Source organism: Aeromonas sp. S41-2 (genome assembly GCF_027705845.1).
Classification (GTDB): Bacteria; Pseudomonadota; Gammaproteobacteria; order Enterobacterales; family Aeromonadaceae; genus Aeromonas; species Aeromonas hydrophila.
The window spans coordinates 60,878-77,611 of sequence record NZ_JAPDCG010000002.1 but is presented as its reverse complement, the minus strand read 5'-3'; the positions used below and the strand labels follow the sequence as shown (position 1 = coordinate 77,611).

General features: G+C 63.1%; 14 protein-coding genes. 10 read left to right on the top strand and 4 right to left on the bottom strand.

Annotated elements, in window-relative coordinates:
• Nucleotides 1-171 precede the first annotated feature (171 nt).
• The 5 genes from OKC44_RS04895 to OKC44_RS04875 all read left to right on the top strand — a co-directional run bounded on the left by OKC44_RS04895 (nt 172) and on the right by OKC44_RS04875 (nt 6,988).
• A complete protein-coding gene (locus OKC44_RS04895; RefSeq protein WP_266140916.1) occupies nt 172-1,335 on the top strand; it encodes an efflux RND transporter periplasmic adaptor subunit in 1,164 nt (387 codons plus the stop codon).
• On the top strand, nt 1,332-3,275 hold the full coding sequence (locus OKC44_RS04890) for a MacB family efflux pump subunit (RefSeq protein ID WP_253626298.1): 1,944 nt from the start codon (nt 1,332-1,334) through the stop codon (nt 3,273-3,275). The genes OKC44_RS04895 and OKC44_RS04890 overlap by 4 nt, the downstream gene beginning before the upstream one ends.
• Nucleotides 3,272-4,645: an efflux transporter outer membrane subunit gene (locus tag OKC44_RS04885; protein ID WP_266140917.1), complete on the top strand. Its 1,374-nt coding sequence runs from the start codon at nt 3,272-3,274 to the stop codon at nt 4,643-4,645. Before OKC44_RS04890 ends, OKC44_RS04885 begins: the two co-directional genes overlap by 4 nt.
• A gap of 171 nt (nt 4,646-4,816) precedes the next feature.
• Nucleotides 4,817-5,623: a siderophore-interacting protein gene (locus OKC44_RS04880; RefSeq protein ID WP_266140918.1), complete on the top strand. Its 807-nt coding sequence runs from the start codon at nt 4,817-4,819 to the stop codon at nt 5,621-5,623.
• Nucleotides 5,624-5,881: 258 nt separating this feature from the next.
• The gene (locus OKC44_RS04875) at nt 5,882-6,988 is read left to right on the top strand and encodes a 3-deoxy-7-phosphoheptulonate synthase (protein ID WP_266140919.1); all 1,107 of its coding nucleotides are present in this window, start codon (nt 5,882-5,884) and stop codon (nt 6,986-6,988) included.
• A 581-nt stretch (nt 6,989-7,569) separates the two neighbouring features.
• Here OKC44_RS04875 and OKC44_RS04870 read toward each other — a convergent pair.
• Nucleotides 7,570-7,980 (bottom strand): H-NS family histone-like protein, encoded by a 411-nt coding sequence (locus OKC44_RS04870; RefSeq protein ID WP_017410727.1) that lies wholly within the window; start codon nt 7,978-7,980, stop codon nt 7,570-7,572.
• Nucleotides 7,981-8,396: 416 nt separating this feature from the next.
• Nucleotides 8,397-8,819: a GNAT family N-acetyltransferase gene (locus OKC44_RS04865; RefSeq protein ID WP_266140920.1), complete on the bottom strand. Its 423-nt coding sequence runs from the start codon at nt 8,817-8,819 to the stop codon at nt 8,397-8,399.
• A gap of 186 nt (nt 8,820-9,005) precedes the next feature.
• On the opposite strand from OKC44_RS04865, the gene OKC44_RS04860 reads away from it, so the two are divergent.
• Nucleotides 9,006-9,506 carry an SRPBCC family protein gene (locus OKC44_RS04860; protein ID WP_011706794.1) on the top strand — a complete coding sequence of 167 codons (501 nt, stop codon included), beginning with the start codon at nt 9,006-9,008 and terminating at the stop codon, nt 9,504-9,506.
• Nucleotides 9,507-9,582: 76 nt separating this feature from the next.
• Here the strand turns inward: OKC44_RS04860 and OKC44_RS04855 are convergent, their stop codons facing one another.
• Both OKC44_RS04855 and puuR read right to left on the bottom strand, forming a co-directional pair.
• Nucleotides 9,583-10,860, bottom strand: a complete 1,278-nt coding sequence (locus OKC44_RS04855) for an NAD(P)/FAD-dependent oxidoreductase (protein WP_266140921.1) — start codon at nt 10,858-10,860, stop codon at nt 9,583-9,585.
• A 51-nt stretch (nt 10,861-10,911) separates the two neighbouring features.
• Nucleotides 10,912-11,523 carry an HTH-type transcriptional regulator PuuR gene (gene puuR, locus OKC44_RS04850; RefSeq protein WP_076360156.1) on the bottom strand — a complete coding sequence of 204 codons (612 nt, stop codon included), beginning with the start codon at nt 11,521-11,523 and terminating at the stop codon, nt 10,912-10,914.
• A 310-nt stretch (nt 11,524-11,833) separates the two neighbouring features.
• On the opposite strand from puuR, the gene OKC44_RS04845 reads away from it, so the two are divergent.
• From OKC44_RS04845 to OKC44_RS04830, 4 genes are all read left to right on the top strand, one after another.
• A complete protein-coding gene (locus tag OKC44_RS04845) occupies nt 11,834-13,297 on the top strand; it encodes an NAD-dependent succinate-semialdehyde dehydrogenase (protein WP_197918488.1) in 1,464 nt (487 codons plus the stop codon).
• A 149-nt stretch (nt 13,298-13,446) separates the two neighbouring features.
• Entirely contained in the window at nt 13,447-14,736 is a 1,290-nt protein-coding gene (gene gabT, locus OKC44_RS04840; protein ID WP_266140922.1) for a 4-aminobutyrate--2-oxoglutarate transaminase, read from the top strand.
• 235 nt (nt 14,737-14,971) lie between these two features.
• Nucleotides 14,972-15,097 carry a hypothetical protein gene (locus OKC44_RS04835; protein WP_254902341.1) on the top strand — a complete coding sequence of 42 codons (126 nt, stop codon included), beginning with the start codon at nt 14,972-14,974 and terminating at the stop codon, nt 15,095-15,097.
• Nucleotides 15,094-16,437 carry an APC family permease gene (locus OKC44_RS04830; protein WP_011706801.1) on the top strand — a complete coding sequence of 448 codons (1,344 nt, stop codon included), beginning with the start codon at nt 15,094-15,096 and terminating at the stop codon, nt 16,435-16,437. Before OKC44_RS04835 ends, OKC44_RS04830 begins: the two co-directional genes overlap by 4 nt.
• Nucleotides 16,438-16,734 lie beyond the last annotated feature (297 nt).

Here is a 16,734-nt window from a genome sequence, read left to right as displayed (position 1 = left end):
CCCTTTCGGGGTCCTTTTTACCCCGCCATCCCCTGCTTGTCCTCCTCATAGCCCCGGCCTAATGACAAGGCTATCTACATGTTTCCTTACATATTCATCGCTGTTTTTTAAGCCTCGTTTGCTGCAGGATATTGCCCTTGCACGCCTTCGTTCGCTTCTTTCAGGTGAAACATGAACATAACTCCCCAGCAGAGAAAAATTGCCCTGCTCGCCCTCGTCCCCTTGCTCGCCATCGGCTGGCTGCTCTGGCCGAGCAAGACACCCGAGCCGGTGCTGACCGCCCAGGTGACCCGTCAGGATGTGGAACAGACCGTGCTGGCCAGCGGGGTACTGCAGGCCATCGAGCAGGTGGATGTCGGTGCCCAGGTCTCCGGCCAGGTCACCTATCTCGCGGTGGAAGCGGGCCAGAAGGTCAAGCAGGGGGATTTGCTGGCCGAGATCGACCCGCTGATCGCCCAGAACAACCTCAAGACCGCCGAGGCGGATCTCGCCAGCCGCCGCGCCCAGCTCAAGATCAAGCAGGCCCAGCTCAAGCAGAACGAGCTGAGTTGGCGCCGTCAGCAGCAGATGTTCAGGCAGGAGGCGAGCTCGCGCGCCGATCTGGAGAGCGCCGAAGCCCTCCTGGCCGTGACCAGGGCCGAGCTGCAAAGCGCCCAGGCCGAGGTCGAGAATGCCCAGATCAAGGTGGAGCGAACCAAGACCGAGCTCGGCTACAACCGCATTCAGGCCCCCATGGATGGCACCGTCGTCAGCATTGTGACCCGTCAGGGTCAGACCCTGGCCGCCAGCCAGACGGTGCCGACCCTGCTCAAGCTCGCCAACCTGGAGACCATGACGGTCAAGGCGCAGATCTCGGAAGCGGACGTCACCCGGGTCAAGGCCGACATGCCGGTCTACTTCACCCTGATGGGGGACCCGGATACCCGCTACCACGGTACCCTGCGCACCGTCGAGCTGGCTCCCACCAACATCAACGAGCAGGCCACCAGCACCACGGCCACCAGCAACGCCGCCGTTTACTACTACGCCCTGTTCGACGTGCCCAACCCGGATCACACCCTGCGGGTCGCCATGACCACCCAGGTCACCATAGTGCTCGGCGAGCGCAAGCAGGTGCTGACCATTCCGCAGACCGCCCTTGGCAAGAAGCTCGGTGAAAACGAGTACGAGGTCACCCTGCTCAAGGAGGACGATCAGAAGGAGACCCGCCGCATCAAGACCGGCATGAAGGACGACATCAAGATCGAAGTGGTCAGCGGCCTGAGCGAGCAGGAGAAGGTCACCCTGGGTCAGGGCAAGCCGGCCAGCAACAATGACGTGGAGATCATGCTGTGAGCGAGCCGCTGATCCAGCTCAAGGGGATCGAGCGCCGCTATCAGAGCGGGGAGCAGGAAGTGACCGTGCTCCATCCGCTCGACCTCACCATCGAGGCGGGGGAGATGATCGCCATCGTCGGCGCCTCCGGCTCCGGCAAGTCGACCCTGATGAACCTGCTGGGCTGCCTCGATCGGCCGAGCAGCGGCCAGTACCTGTTCCGCGGCCAGGATACCGCCACCCTGGATGCCCTCTCCCTCGCCCGGCTGCGCTGCCACCACTTCGGCTTCATCTTTCAGCGCTACCACCTGCTGCCGCACCTCAATGCCGCCGCCAACGTGGAGATCCCGGCCGTCTACGCCGGTACGCCGCGGGCCGAGCGCCAGGCCCGCTCCCAGGCACTGCTCACCCGGCTGGGGCTCAGCGATCGCAGCCATCACACCCCGAGCCAGCTCTCCGGCGGCCAGCAGCAGCGGGTCAGTATCGCCCGGGCGCTGGCCAACGGCGGCGAGGTGATCCTGGCGGACGAACCGACCGGGGCCCTCGACAGCCAGAGCGGCAAGGAGGTGATGGCCATTCTCAAGGAGCTGCACGCCCAGGGCCACACCATCATTCTGGTGACCCACGACATGGAGGTGGCCAGCCACGCCGACCGGATCATCACCCTGAAAGATGGCCGGGTGCAGGAGGACAGCGGCCGCAAGCCGGCGGCCGTCCCCGTGACCCCGACCGCTGCCCCTGCCGGCAAGGAAGGAGCTGGCCACGACTGGGATCGCTACCGGGAAGCGGCGCGCATGGCGCTGCACGCCATGCTGGCCCACCGCATGCGCACCTTCCTCACCATGCTTGGCATCATCATCGGCATCGCCGCCGTGGTGAGCGTGGTGGCGCTCGGTCAGGGAGCCCGCGCCAAGGTGATCGATCAGATCAACGCCATGGGCACCAACACCATCGACATCTTCCCCGGCAAGGATTGGGGGGACGAGAAGGCGACCAGCATCCAGACCCTCAACAAGCGGGATCTCGATGCCCTGCTCGGTCAGCCCTACCTGGAAGGCGCCAGTCCCCAGATAGCCGCCCCCGGCCAGCTGCGTTATCGCAACAAGACCAGCAGCGGCAGCATAGTGGGGGTCGGCAACGACTTCTTCCGGGTCAAGGGGATGAAACTCACCAACGGCCGGTTGTTCGACGAGCGTGACATCCAGAACCGGGCGGCGGTGGCGGTGGTGGACGGCAAGACCATCGAGAGCCTGCTCGGCAAGCAGGATCCCGTCGGCCAGGTGGTACTGGTCGGCACCCTGCCGGTGCGCATCATCGGCGTGGTGGAAGAGGAGACCGGATTTGGCCGCAGCAGCCAGTCGGTGAACGTCTGGTTGCCCTACAGCGCCGTGATGAGCCGCCTCATCTCCCAGAACCACTTCAGTCAGCTCACCATCCGGGTCAAGGACGGGGTGCAGCCGGCGCTGGCCGAACAGGCCGCCATCGAGCTGCTGACCCAGCGCCACGGGGTGAAGGACTTTTTCACCTTCAGCAGCGACAGCATCATCAAGTCGGTGGAGAAGACCACCGCCACCATGACGCTCTTGGTCTCCGCCATCGCGGTGATCTCCCTCATCGTCGGCGGCGTCGGGGTGATGAACATCATGCTGGTGTCGGTGGTGGAGCGTACCCGCGAGATTGGCATTCGCATCGCGGTCGGCGCCCGCCAGTCGGACATACTGCAGCAGTTTCTGATCGAGGCGGTGATGGTGAGCCTGCTGGGCGGCATGCTCGGGGTCGGCGTCTCCCTCTTCATCGGCCTGCTCTTCTCCCTGTTCGTGGAGAGCATCCAGATGCATTTTTCGCTCTTTTCCATCCTGATGGCGTTTGGCTGTTCCTCGCTCATCGGGATCCTGTTTGGCTATCTGCCCGCCCGCAATGCCGCCCGGCTCGATCCGGTCGAGGCGCTGGCGAGGGAATGACGATGTACCACTTATCCAAACTGGGGCTCTGCCTCACCCTGGCGCTCGGTCTCAGTGCCTGCAGCCAGCAGAGCAGCTATCAGCGGCAGGAGCTGGCGCTGGCCGACCACTGGCAACAGCCGGACGACGGCCTCACCCGGCAGCAGGCCGGCCCCTGGTGGCAAGGCTTCCACGACCCCGAGCTGGATCGGCTGATCGAGGCCGTGCTGGCTGCCAACCCGGACATGCAGGTCGCCGGCCTGCGCCTGCGCAGTGCCCTGCTCGGCGCCGATCTGGCCGACACCAACCTGACCCCCTCGGTCAATGCCGGCATCAGCGGCAATGGCACCAAGGATCTGAAGAGCGGCAAGGCCAGCGGCAGCATGGGCCCCTCCCTGACCCTCGGCTACGAGGTGGATCTGTGGGGTCGGCTCGCCTCGGTGCGGGATCAGGCGAGCTGGGAGGCCGAGGCCTCCGCCCAGGATCTGGCAGCCACCCGTCTGATGCTGATCGGCAAGGCGCTGGAGCAGTACTGGCAGCTGGCCTATCTCGGCTCGGCCATCACCCTCGGCCAGCAGCAGCTCGCCAACTATGAGCGCGCCGAGCAGCTGACCCAGGCCAAGTACCGGGCCGGCGCCGTGACCCGACTCGACCTGGTGCAGGCCAGCCAGCAGAAAGCCGGCAAGCAGGCGGAGCTCAGCTCGCTCCTGATGCAGCAGGAGCAGGCCCGCAATGCCCTGCGGCTGTTGCTCGGCCGCAGCAGCGGCCCGCTGGCGTTCGAACCCAAGGCGCTGCCGACGGCCCCCATCCCCACGCTGGCGGTCGGCATTCCGGCCGATGTACTGGCGCGGCGGCCCGACGTGCGCGCCGCCGAGCTGCGCCTGCGCAAGACCCTGGCGAAGGGGGACGAGATCCGCACCGGTTTCTACCCCACCCTTAGCCTGACCGGCGGGGCCAGCAGCAGCTCGGACACCCTGACACAGGTGCTGCAAAACCCGGTGGGTACCCTGGGCGCCACGCTGGCGCTGCCCTTCCTCGAGTACAACAAGACCCGGCTCGCCATCGCGGGCTCCAGGCTCGATTACCAGATAGCCGAAGCGGAGTTTCGCAAGCAGCTCTACAGCGCGCTGGTGGAGGTGGAGGATGGCCTGGCCGCCCGCCACCACGGCGAGCAGCGCCTGAGCTATCTGGCCGAACAGCTGGCGTTTGCCAAAGAGGCGGTGCGGCTGGCCAGAGCCCGCTACCAGGCCGGCGCCACCGGGGTGCAACCCTGGCTGGATGAGCAGAACCGGTTGTGGGATGCCGAGCTCGCCCTGCTCGGCCAGCAGAAGGAGCAGCTCAACACCATGGCCAGGATCTACAAGGCACTGGGGGGGAGCGATCGCAGCTGAGCTGCCTTGTCTCATGCCCTCGCACCGCGCGAGGGCATGAGGCCTCTCCCTTATTTCTCCCCTTGTGTGCCTTTTCCCCTCGGCCAGGGTCTGACCGCTGGCACACAAAGCAATTGATAATAATTTTCATTTAATGAAAAATGGGCGCCATTATCAGTCAGGAGTATGCCCATGTCCCAGTCCGCCCCGGTCAATCGTCCCCGTCTGCTCACGGTCAAGCACATTCAGGATGTGAGCCCGCACCTGCGCCGGATCTGCCTGACCAGCCCGGAGCTCGCTGACTACCCCTTCACCTGTGGCGGCGCCCATATCAAGATCATGCTGCCCCAGCCGGGCCAGGCCCATGCCGTACTGCCCACCCCCACCCCGCAGGGGCCGCGCTGGGAAGACCCGAGCCAGCGCCCCATCATGCGCACCTTCACCATTCGCGCGTTTCGCCGCGAGGCGCTGGAGCTGGATATCGACTTCGCCCTGCACGGCGATGGCGGTCCCGCCAGCCGCTTTGCCAACGAGGTCAAGCCTGGCGACCTGCTGGCCATCTCGGGCCCCGGTGGTCCGGACTCCATGCTGCAGCCTGCCAGCCACTACTACATGGTGGGGGATCTCACCGCACTGCCCGCCATCAGCGCCATGGCCGAGGTGATGCCCGCCGATGCCCGCGGCCACATCGCCCTGCTGGTGCCCTATCAGGAAGATGTGCAGGATCTGTCGCTGCCCGCCGGGGTGACCCTGCGCTGGTTTGTCGGCTCCCCCGAAGAGACGGAGCCGCTGGTGGAGTACTTCACCGCCCTGCCGCTGGAGGAGCAACAGAGCTACTTCTGGTTTGGCGGGGAAGAGGGATTGGTGGTCCCCATGCGCCGCCACGTACGGCGCACACTCGAGGTGGATCGCACCCGGGTCTACGCCGTGCCCTACTGGCGCCACGGCAAGGATGAAGAGGCCTATCACCATGCGCGTCACGACGTGATGGACAGCTGAACCAGCTGATTTTCCCCTGAAATAACAAGCTCATGGTCTACCGGCCATGGGCTTGATTGCCATTGGTGCGATGCCACCCGCCTGTTCTCCCCCCATTCTGGTATGCCGCTCGGTTGTGCTTGCATTTGCGGCCGACAACAAGATAATGATAATCACTCTCAACAATAACAGGTGATGACGCCCCATTGCAGCTCTCTCGTCCGGGTCCCGGTGTGGAGTGCACGTCATTCACTCCATTTGCACAGCAAGGTAATCCAGATGGCAGTCTTGAACTCGGTAATGCGCGCCTTCGCGGTGGAGGCTCTCCCCACTCCTGCCGACCTGTTGGCACTTCACCCCTGTCCAGCCGACCTGGCAACCGGGATCGATCAGCACCGTCAGCAGGTTCGCCAGATCCTGAGCGGGGATGACGATCGCCTGCTGGTGGTCATCGGTCCCTGCTCCATTCACGATCCCCTCGCCGCCCTCGATTACGCCCGGCGGCTGGCAGTGCTGGCCCACGACTATCGGGATCGGCTGCAGATCGTGATGCGCACCTATTTCGAGAAGCCCCGCACCACGGTGGGCTGGAAGGGGCTGGTGTTCGATCCCCATCTGGACGGCAGCAACGACATAGGTCATGGCCTGCAGCTGGCACGCCAGCTGCTGCTCGACATCAACCAGCTGGGGCTGGCCACCGCCACCGAGTTTCTCGATACCACCAGCTTCCTCTACCTGGCCGATCTCATCAGCTGGGGGGCGATCGGCGCCCGGACCACGGAGTCACAGGTGCACCGGCAGCTGGCCTCTGCCCTGCCCTGTCCCATCGGTTTCAAGAACGGTACCGATGGCAACATCCGGGTGGCCATCGATGCCATCCAGGCCAGTGAAGCCTCTCACCTGTTTACCGCCCCCGGCAGCCAGGGCGGCATGGTGGTGATCAAGAGTGAGGGCAACCCGGCCGGCCACATCATCTTGCGCGGCGGCACCCGCCCCAATTATCACCAGGGCGACGTGGAAGAGGCGGCCGAGCGACTGGCACGGCAGGGGCTCACGCCCCGGCTGATGGTGGATTGCAGCCACGGCAACAGCCAGAAACTGCACAAGAACCAGATCCGGGTGGCAGGAGAGCTCTGCCGCCAGCTGGGGGAAGGCAGCGATGCCATCGCCGCCGTCATGGTCGAGAGCTTCCTGCAGGGGGGCAGCCAGAAACCGGCGCCGCTGACCGAGCTGGTATATGGCCAGTCGGTCACCGATGCTTGTCTGTGCTGGGACGATACCCAGACCCTGCTCGCCATGCTGGCAGAGGCCGTCGAGACACGGCGCCTGCACCCTGGTCGGGCACAACCGGACACCGCCCGCTGGCATGCCCAGCTGGCCAGTTGAACGACCATCAGCAATAAGGCTCCCACAACGGGAGCCTTATTATTTTGCCGATATTCCTGCCCTGTCGACTGCTCGGGTCTACCGATTAAATGACCAGCTCACTCTTTTTCCATGCAAAGTACGCTGACATTTGGATCCGGCTGGAATTAATAATATGTTGGCTCAGGTATTACCCACTGCACGCCGCAGACAAGCGGTTCCCCCAGTCAGGGTGGATAACCACGCCGTAAAACCCGGCGGATTGCGGAGCAAAAAAGAGGCACGCCTTGCGACTGACTTAATGCGTTTCCCATTGCCACATCGTCAGCCAGCTAATACCTGACGGGCTATATGAGTCCAGATATGGCTGACATTCCGATGATCACGATGACAGCAAAAGCGGGCACAGGAAGCCATCGGTACGACCATCTGCAATTAATCGTTCCATCATGGGGCGACCAATTGACGTGCAAAGTGCCGGTCTGAATGCGACACAACAAGGTCGTATCAGGGGAGTTGGGGAATTGACAGAAGATATTTTTGGTGAGCACAAATAATAATGCCGCCTCATGGGCGGCATCATTCATGACTGATCCCGTGGATCAGATCAGGAAATCATTCAGATCCTTGCCCAGTGCCACTTGTTCGGCAATGGCTTTCGGCATGCGGCCCTGACCGGTCCAGGTTTTCTCCTGGCCATCTTCCTGGTACTTGTACTTGGCAGGACGCGGGGCGCGCTTGCTCTTGGTCGCACCAGCAGCGGCAGCCGGGGCGGCGGCGCTGTTCAGCAGCTCACGGGGGTCGATACCGGCCTGCTGCAGCATTTCAGTGAACTCGCTCAGCTTGCGCTGACGCTCTTCCTGTTCGGCACGCTCTTGTTCAACAGACTCGGCACGCTCGTTATATACCAGCTCGAACTTTTCTTTTGCTTCTTGCAGCTGTTCAAACGGCAATTCACGGATGGCAGCGCGCAGGCTGCGAATGTTCAGCAGAACTTTCAGAAACTCGTTCATTACTTCCTCACAGAATTATTTTTGTTTGTCACAGGGATAACACAGCTTGAGAATAGCACGGCTGTTTGATGACAACATAATGATTTTATAGCCGCTGTCACTTTCTTAACAAAAAAGAGCGGCTGAATATACCGCTGACTTTATTCAGCCATTCCCCATTACGTCACACCAGCTCATCTTTTGCCATGCAATTCCCCATACCGGGTATGGCAAATAGCGCAGATGTGCCCCGTTATATTTTCCATCACAGTTGCGACCGCTATTTTTACAATTGGCCACGGTTGTTAAAACCTGACTCACCCACATGAGACTCAAGGTAGACGATTGACACTATATATTACCGGCAGCATCCGCTCGTTACTGCCGGCAATGCAGCTCTACAACCATGATCTGATCAGTCGCAGGGCGCTGGTGCCCTATTCCAGGATCAACTGCCGCCAGGGGCCGGTGATCTCGCAGTGGCCTGTTTCTGCCGTATTCTGCCATCCCAATCGATGATAAAAGGCCAGCGCCGCCGTGTTGTGGGTCGCCACCTTGAGCGAGGCGGGCTTTTGAAAAGAGGCCAACCCGTGACTCAGCAGGGCCCGCCCCACCCCCTGCCCATGCCAGTCGGCCGAGACATACAGGTGGTGAACGAAGCTTTCATCTCCCCAGATGGAGACAAACCCGCAAGGCGCTCCCCCCTGCTCGGCTACCCAGATCTGCTCGCCCCGGGTCTGCTCGTCAAAATCTTCCAGCCGAAAATGAGCGGGATCGACCCAGTGAAAAGTCTGCCGCCGCCCTTTGAGAAACAGCTGCGCCAGCTGGGGAATATCCGTCTCTTGCATGACTCTGATCATCAAAGCGCCCTTGTCATTGTGACTGCCTGATCCCACTCTCAATGGAACACAGGCACCATGTCAAATCGCACGGGCATAATAGTCTCTCGGCGATGGCAGGGGTGTGACACACCTCTGTCCATTTCATGAGCCATGGGACTATACTGCCTGAGTCCCATGTATGGATGGTTTGAGGCTCGCTGATTTATGGATAACAAGCAGATAGAAGGCAACATCTTTGTTCCGGCCCATATCGACGATGTCTGGCGCGCCTGGACAACCGAGAGTGGCCTGCGCAGTTTTCTGGCGCCGGAGTGCCTGATGGTGCCCGAACCGAATGGTCCCTTCGAAATCTATTTCAGACCCGATGCCCCGCTGGGTGAACGTGGCAGCGAAGGTTGCCGGGTGATGGCCGTCATGCCCCACGACCTGCTCAGCTTCAGCTGGAATTTTCCGCCCTCCCTGCCCCACATACGCCTGCAGAAGACCCAGGTCAGCCTGCGATTCGTGCCGGAAGGCCAGGGCACCCGGCTCTACTTCCTGCAAACCGGCTGGGCCAACGACCCGGACTGGGATCAGGGCTACGCCTATTTTCGCGAAGAGTGGCTGGAAACCAGCCTGCCCCGCCTGCAATACCGCTTCACCCACGGCCCCATCGACTGGAACAACCCGCCGGACAAGCAGCAACTGAAATCCCTGGCTCAATAAGAGCCCATATAAAGAAGAACACCGCCAGCTGGCGGTGTTTCTTTTTTCATGGAGATCAGACTCGGCGCACGCTGACTCACACCCCCAGCCGGTCGCGCAAGGTATACCAAGCGGCGCCGGCGGCGGTGAAGGGGATCCGGAACAGGCGGCCACCCGGGAAGGGGTAGTGCGGCAGTTTGGCAAACGCATCGAAGCGCTCCGCCTGACCGCTCAACACCTCGGAGAGCAGCTTGCCCGTCAGATGGGTACAGGTGACGCCATGGCCGCTGTAGCCCTGCATGTAGTAGATGTTGGAGCCGATGCGGCCAAACTGCGGCAGCCGCGACAGGGTGAGCAGGAAGTTGCCGGTCCAGGTGTACTCCACCTTGACGTCCGCCAGCTGGGGGAAGGTTTTCAGCATCTTGGGGATGATCAGCCGCTCGATGTCCGCCGGATCCCGCGCCCCATAGACCACGCCACCGCCATAGATCAGCCGGTGATCGCCGGAGGTTCGGTAGTAGTCGAGCAGGTAGTTGCAATCTTCCAGGCAGTAGTTTTGCGGCAACAGCGAGCGAGCCCGCTCCTCCCCCAGCACCTCGGTGGCGATCACCTGGGTGCCGCAGGGCATGCTTTTGCCGGCGAGCTCAGGCACCAGATTGCCAAGATAGGCGTTGCCGGCCACCACCACGAAGCGCGCCTTCACCGCCCCCTTGGCGGTCTTGACCAGCGCAGGCGTGCCCGGGGTGATGCTGATGACGGCGGACTGCTCAAAGATCTTGCCCCCCTGCAAGCGGATGGCCTCTGCCTCCCCCAACGCCAGGTTGAGGGGGTGGATGTGGCCGCCGCTCTTGTCGAGCAGGGCACCGACGTAGCGATCGCTCGCCACCACCTCGCGCACGCCGTCGGCATCGAGCAGCTCCAGCTTGTCGTTGCCCCACTTCTCCCAGCGCGCCTGCTGCGCCTTGAGCTCGTGCAGCTGCTTCTCGGTCTCGGCGGCGAACACCCCACCCTCCTGCAGATCGCACTGGATGTTGTAGCGCTTGATCCGCTCGCGGATGATCTGGCTCCCCTCAAACAGCATGGAACCGAGCAGCCTGGCCTGATCCGGCGGGCAGTTCGCTTCTATGGTGTCGATGTCACGGCTGTAGGAGTTGACGATCTGGCCGCCGTTGCGACCGCTGGCGCCAAAACCCACCCGGGCCGCCTCCAGCACCACCACCGAATAGCCCTTTTCCACCAGGTGCAGCGCGCTGGAGAGGCCGGTATAACCCGCCCCGATGACGCAGACGTCGCACTCCAGCTGTTCGGTCAGTGTCGGATAGGGCGCGTGTTTATTGGCACTGGCTGCGTAGTAACTGTTTACATGTTCGGTCATGATCCCTGTTTCCTTACCGGTTCTTTTCCCAAACGAGACGATGTCTCGGCACTAGAAGTTGGCCGGGGTGTGAGCGCTGACGATGCGACACACCTGCCCCGACGGATTGCTGAAACTGTGGGGCTCGCCCGTGTCGATCACGTAGCTGTCCCCGGCGCTGAGCGGATAGGCCTGGCCCGCCACCGTCAAGATCACCGATCCCTCCAGCACGGTGCCCACCTCCTCCCCCAGATGCGTGACCTGGCCGCCGGTGTCGGTACCGGGGGCGTAGGTCTCCAGCATGAAGCCGAGCTGGCGGCGGTTGTTGCCGTTGTGTACCAGCTTCATGGAGACCCCCTGGCTGCCCAGCTCGATCAGCTGCTCGGCCTTGATCACCACGCTCGGCGTACCGCCCTCCTCTTCCGCGAAAAAACGCGACAGCGGCAGTTCATAGACACTGAGCAGCTTTTGCAAAGAGGCCACCGAGGGGCTCACCTTGTCCTGCTCTATCATGCAGATGGCGCCATGGGTCAGCCCGCTCAGCTCGGCGACCCGCCGCTGGGAGAGCCCAAGCCGCCGCCGGGTCGCCGCCAGACGCTCACCCATGCTCTGCGCCACCCCTTTGCCCGTCATGGGATTGTCGGTCATGGACTGCCAGCGCGTCTCGCCCTGTGATTGCTGCATTCGGCCACCTCCCTGTGTGCCTGTCAGGTGCCAGCTGGGCACCCGGTTAAAATAGCGAGTCAACCTGACCGGCCTGTTTGTTATCCTGCACAGCACATGACGTTCATTATTTTGCACACCCTGCACCGCAAAAACCGGTAAAATCGCTCCAACAGCTCCATTTCTAGCACGCGAGACACAGTTTACTCAAATATATTTAACACTTGAAAAACATTTCAGCTCAATTTATGGTCTTCCTGTGCTTATTATTCTATACGGTGGCGGCACAGGATGAGCCGGCCCCCTGACCCACAATCGAGGCTTGCTATCTATGTCAGCATCACAACCCGCACTCTCCCTGATCAAATCCCTTGCCTATATAGATGGCCGCTGGTGTGAAGCCGGCGGCGGACGCCGGTTCGAGGTGCACAACCCGGCCACCGGTCAGGTCATTACCCAGGTGCCCGACATGGACGAGGGCGACACCCGCCGCGCCATCGCCGCCGCCCACGCGGCCCAGCCCGGCTGGGCCGCGCTCACCGCCAAGGAGCGCAGCAACCGGCTCTACGCCTGGTTCGAGCTCATCATGGCCAACCAGGAGGAGCTGGCCCGCATCATGACCTGCGAGCAGGGCAAGCCGCTGGCCGAGGCCAAGGGGGAAGTGGCCTATGGCGCCAGCTTCATCCAGTGGTTCGCGGAAGAGGGCAAACGCGCCTACGGCCGCACCATTCCGGGCTTCTCCAGCGATCGCCGGCTGGCCACCATCAAGCAGCCGGTCGGGGTGGTCGCCGCCATCACCCCCTGGAACTTCCCCATCGCCATGATCACCCGCAAGGCCGGCCCGGCGCTGGCCGCCGGTTGCACCATCGTCATCAAGCCGGCCGCCGAGACGCCGCTGTGCGCCCTGGCGCTGGCGGCACTGGCGGAGCAGGCTGGCATCCCGGCCGGGGTCATCAACATCGTCACCAGCCATCAGGCCGCGACGGTGGGCAACGAGCTGTGCAACAACAAGACGGTGCGTAAACTCTCCTTCACCGGCTCCACCCGCATCGGCAAGCTGTTGATGCGCCAGTGCGCCGACACCATGAAGAAGCTGTCGCTGGAGCTTGGCGGCAACGCACCCTTTATCGTGTTTGACGACGCCGACCTCGACGCCGCCATCGCCGGCGCGCTCGCCTCCAAATACCGCAACGCCGGCCAGACCTGCGTCTGCGCCAACCGCATCCTGGTGCAGGCCGGCATCTACGACGCCTTCGCCGAGAAGCTCACCGCCGCGGTCAAGGCCTTCAAGGTGGGCGACGGCATGAGCGAGGGCACCCAGATAGGCCCGCTCATCAACCCGGCCGCCGCCAGCAAGGTGGCCGAGCTGGTCAAACAGGCCACCACCGCCGGCGCCGAGCTGCTGCTGGGGGGCGAAGCCCACCCCGCCGGCCCGCTCTTCTACCAGCCCACCATTCTGGGCAAGGTGGATAAAGCCAACCCCATCCTGCAGGAGGAGATCTTCGGCCCGGTGGCGCCGCTGGTGCGCTTTGACACCGAAGCCGAGGCCATCGCCCTGGCCAACGACACCCCCTATGGTCTGGCCGCCTACTTCTATGGCCGCGACATCGCCCGCGTCTGGCGGGTGGCCGAGCAGCTCGAATACGGCATGGTCGGCATCAACGAGGGGATCATCTCGACCGAATTGGCCCCCTTTGGCGGCATCAAGGAGTCGGGTCTGGGTCGTGAAGGGGCGGCCGAGGGGCTGGAGGAGTACCTCGAGACCAAATACCTCTGCTTCGGCGGCATCCGCTAGGCAGTCACATCGTGCGCCGACGGCCGGGCCTGCAACAGGGGCCCGCCACCCGCCGGCGCAGCCATATCAATTAACAAGGACGAAGTGAGTGCTCCCAAGGGGGCCTCGCCACATTGAGACAGGGGCCCCCGGCCCCTCAGGGAGGAAAGATGAGTCAGTCAGCATCAAACAAGGCGTGGCAAGCGCGCCGCGAAGCGGCCGTGGTCAACGGCGTCGGCACCCTGCTGCCGGTGTTTATCGAGCGGGCGCAAAATGCCGAGCTGTGGGATGTGGAGGGCAACCGCTACATCGACTTTGCTTCCGGCATCGCCGTGCTCAACACCGGTCACAACCACCCGAAAGTGGTGGCGGCGGTACGCGCGCAGCTGGAAAAATTCAGCCACACCTGCTTCCAGGTCACCCCCTACCCCGGCTATATCGAGCTGGCGGAAAAATTGAATGCCCTGGTGCCCGGCCCCACCCCGAAGCGTACCCTGTTTCTCTCCACCGGTGCCGAGGCGGTGGAGAACGCCATCAAGATCGCCCGCGCCCACACCGGCCGCAGTGGCACCATCGCCTTCAAGGGGGGCTTTCACGGCCGCACCATGATGGGGATGGCGCTCACCGGCAAGGTGGTGCCCTACAAGACCGGCTTCGGCCCCTTCCCGGGAGAGGTCTATCACCTGCCCTTCCCGAGCGACTACCTGGGGGTGAGCGAGGCCGATGCACTGGCCGCGCTGGATCTCTGCTTCAGCTCGGATATCGAGCCAACCCGGGTCGCCGCCATCATCATCGAGCCGGTGCAGGGTGAAGGGGGCTTCTACCCCGCCTCCGCCAGCTTCATGCAGCGCCTGCGCCAGCTGTGCGATCAGCACGGCATCCTGCTCATCTGTGACGAGATCCAGAGCGGTTTCTGTCGCACCGGCAAGACCTTCGCCACCGAATATGCCGGCATCGAGCCGGACATCATGACCCTGGCCAAGAGCCTGGCCGGCGGCTTCCCGCTCTCCGCCGTGGTGGGCAAGGCGGAGGTGATGAACGCCGCCAAGCCGGGTGGTCTGGGCGGCACCTATGCCGGCTCCCCCATCGCCTGCGCCGCCGCCCTGGCGGTGCTGGAGGTGATCGAAGAGGAGCAGCTCAACCAACGGGCCCAGGCTCAAGGCGAGCAGATCAAGGCCCGCCTGCAGCAGCTGGCGGAGCGCTTTGACTGCATCGGCGACATCCGCGGCCCCGGCGCCATGGTAGCCATGGAGCTGGTCAAGCAGCGCGATGCGGCCAGACCGGATGCCGACCTCACCAAGCGATTGGTGGCCGAGGCGGGCAAGCGTGGACTGGTGCTGCTGGCCTGCGGCGTGCGCGCCAACGTCATCCGCTTCCTGGCGCCGCTGACGGCCTCGCCGGCCCTCGTCGACGAGGGGCTGGATCTGCTCGAGCAGGCCCTGCTGGCAGCCCAGGGCTGATCAGAACCGTAACATCCGCTCATCAGTGCAAAAAAATGCGTTTTTGCCCCCTTGATATGCTTGTCAAGGGGGCAACACGAATGCACAATGCGCCGCCGCAACAAAGGACCGACCACTTGCTGAGTCAGGTTCTTTTTTTGCGGCAAACAAATCCACAACGAGGCCGGAACCGACCGGAAATGATAGCGAGATGGGTTGCCATCTCACGACACCCGCTTCTCTAGTGAGGAACACCATGGGGTATTTCACTGCTTTCCTGCCGGCCCACGCCGGTCTGCGCCGCGTCTCTGGCGCCCCCTATGCCCAGGTTGATACCGTCAGCCTGATCCCTTCGGCCCGGATTGAGGGGAAAGCACAATGAATGCCCAACCCGTCGGCCTGAAAAAAAGCCTCAAACTGTGGCACGTGGTCATCATGGGGCTGGCTTACCTGACCCCCATGGCAGTGTTCGACACCTTCGGCATCGTCACCGAGATCACCGAAGGCCATGTGCCCACCGCCTACCTGTTCGCCCTCATCGGCATGCTGTTCACCGCCATGAGCTACGGCCACCTGGTACGCAAGTTTCCTTCGGCAGGCTCCGCCTATACCTATGCCCAGAAGGTGTTTCACCCTTACGTGGGTTTCATGGTGGGCTGGGTCTCCCTGCTCGACTACATGTTCATGCCGATGATCAACATGTTGCTGGCCAAGATCTACATGGAGGCCCTGTTCCCGAGCGTGGAACCCTGGACCTACATTCTCGGTCTGGCCACCGTCATGACCCTGCTCAACCTGCGCGGCATCAAGCTGGTGGCCAACTTCAACAGCCTGATCGTCATCATGCAGTTCAGCATCATCGCCGTCTTCATCGGTCTCATCGCCTGGGGTGTCTACCATGGCGAGGGGCTCGGCACGGTGGCGAGCAGCCGTCCTTTCTTCTCCGAGCACATGAATGTGGCCCCTCTGCTGACCGGCGCCTCCATTCTCTGCCTGTCGTTCCTCGGCTTTGACGCCATCACCACATTGAGCGAAGAGACCCCGGACGCCTCTCGCGTGATCCCCCGCGCCATCGTGCTGACGGCGCTGATCGGCGGCGTGCTGTTCATCTCCGTCTCCTACTTCCTGCAGCTGTTCTTCCCGGACATCTCCCGCTTCCAGCAACCGGATGCGGTGCTGCCGGAGATCGCCCTCTATGTGGGCGGCAAGCTGTTCCAGGCGGTGGTACTGGTCTGCACCACGGTGGCGGTGCTGGCCTCCGGGCTCGCCTCCCACGCCGGCGTGTCGCGCCTGCTCTACGTGATGGGGCGGGATCGCGCCCTGCCGAGCCGCTTCTTCGCCTACGTTCACCCGACCTGGCAGACCCCGGCCCTGAACGTGCTGCTGGTGGGGGTACTGGCCCTCTCGGCGGTGTCGTTCGACCTGGAGATGGCGCTGGCGCTGATCAACTTCGGTGCCCTGGTGGCCTTCACCTTCGTCAACCTGGCGGTGATCGCCCACTTCTACGTCAAGCTCGGTCACAACAAGACGCTGCGGGACCATCTGGTGTTCCTGCTGCTGCCCCTGTGCGGGGCCGCCTGCATCGGCGTGCTCTGGCTCAACCTGGAGCCGGCCTCCTTCGAACTGGGGCTGATTTGGGCCGCACTCGGCGCCCTCTATCTGCTGCTGCGGCTCACCGTGTTCCGGGTCCAGCTGCGCCGGCCCGAAACCGACGCCTCCTGAGCCTTCTTTGCGTTCACTGCGCCCGCCCTCTGCGGGCGCTTTTTTTTACCCCTGTCAGCCCTGCGCAACAGCCTTTTTCGCGCGTGACCTGCGTCGCTGCAGCCCCCGTCAACACTGGCTGCCAGCCCGGAGCCACAGCCCGACCTGACCCAGGTCAACAAAATCCCCCGACCGGGGCTTTTTTGCTTGTGTCCTCCCCCCCCTGAGGGCACAATACGCCGCCCCTGAGAGCCGATGTTTTTTGCAGCATCGGTTCTTCGTTTTTTAGGGGAAAACCACATTCACCAAGAGGCCGGA

Bases quoted from the DNA above. Each gene is read 5' to 3' on its own strand.
- OKC44_RS04885 (WP_266140917.1), top strand. From the start codon at position 3,272: ATGACGATGTACCACTTATCCAAACTGGGGCTCTGCCTCACCCTGGCG.
- gabT (WP_266140922.1), top strand. From the start codon at position 13,447: ATGAGTCAGTCAGCATCAAACAAGGCGTGGCAAGCGCGCCGCGAAGCG.
- puuR (WP_076360156.1), bottom strand. From the start codon at position 11,523: ATGCAGCAATCACAGGGCGAGACGCGCTGGCAGTCCATGACCGACAAT.
- OKC44_RS04830 (WP_011706801.1), top strand. From the start codon at position 15,094: ATGAATGCCCAACCCGTCGGCCTGAAAAAAAGCCTCAAACTGTGGCAC.
- OKC44_RS04880 (WP_266140918.1), top strand. From the start codon at position 4,817: ATGTCCCAGTCCGCCCCGGTCAATCGTCCCCGTCTGCTCACGGTCAAG.
- OKC44_RS04855 (WP_266140921.1), bottom strand. From the start codon at position 10,860: ATGACCGAACATGTAAACAGTTACTACGCAGCCAGTGCCAATAAACAC.
- OKC44_RS04865 (WP_266140920.1), bottom strand. From the start codon at position 8,819: ATGATCAGAGTCATGCAAGAGACGGATATTCCCCAGCTGGCGCAGCTG.
- OKC44_RS04870 (WP_017410727.1), bottom strand. From the start codon at position 7,980: ATGAACGAGTTTCTGAAAGTTCTGCTGAACATTCGCAGCCTGCGCGCT.
- OKC44_RS04860 (WP_011706794.1), top strand. From the start codon at position 9,006: ATGGATAACAAGCAGATAGAAGGCAACATCTTTGTTCCGGCCCATATC.
- OKC44_RS04895 (WP_266140916.1), top strand. From the start codon at position 172: ATGAACATAACTCCCCAGCAGAGAAAAATTGCCCTGCTCGCCCTCGTC.
- OKC44_RS04875 (WP_266140919.1), top strand. From the start codon at position 5,882: ATGGCAGTCTTGAACTCGGTAATGCGCGCCTTCGCGGTGGAGGCTCTC.
- OKC44_RS04835 (WP_254902341.1), top strand. From the start codon at position 14,972: ATGGGGTATTTCACTGCTTTCCTGCCGGCCCACGCCGGTCTGCGCCGC.
- OKC44_RS04845 (WP_197918488.1), top strand. From the start codon at position 11,834: ATGTCAGCATCACAACCCGCACTCTCCCTGATCAAATCCCTTGCCTAT.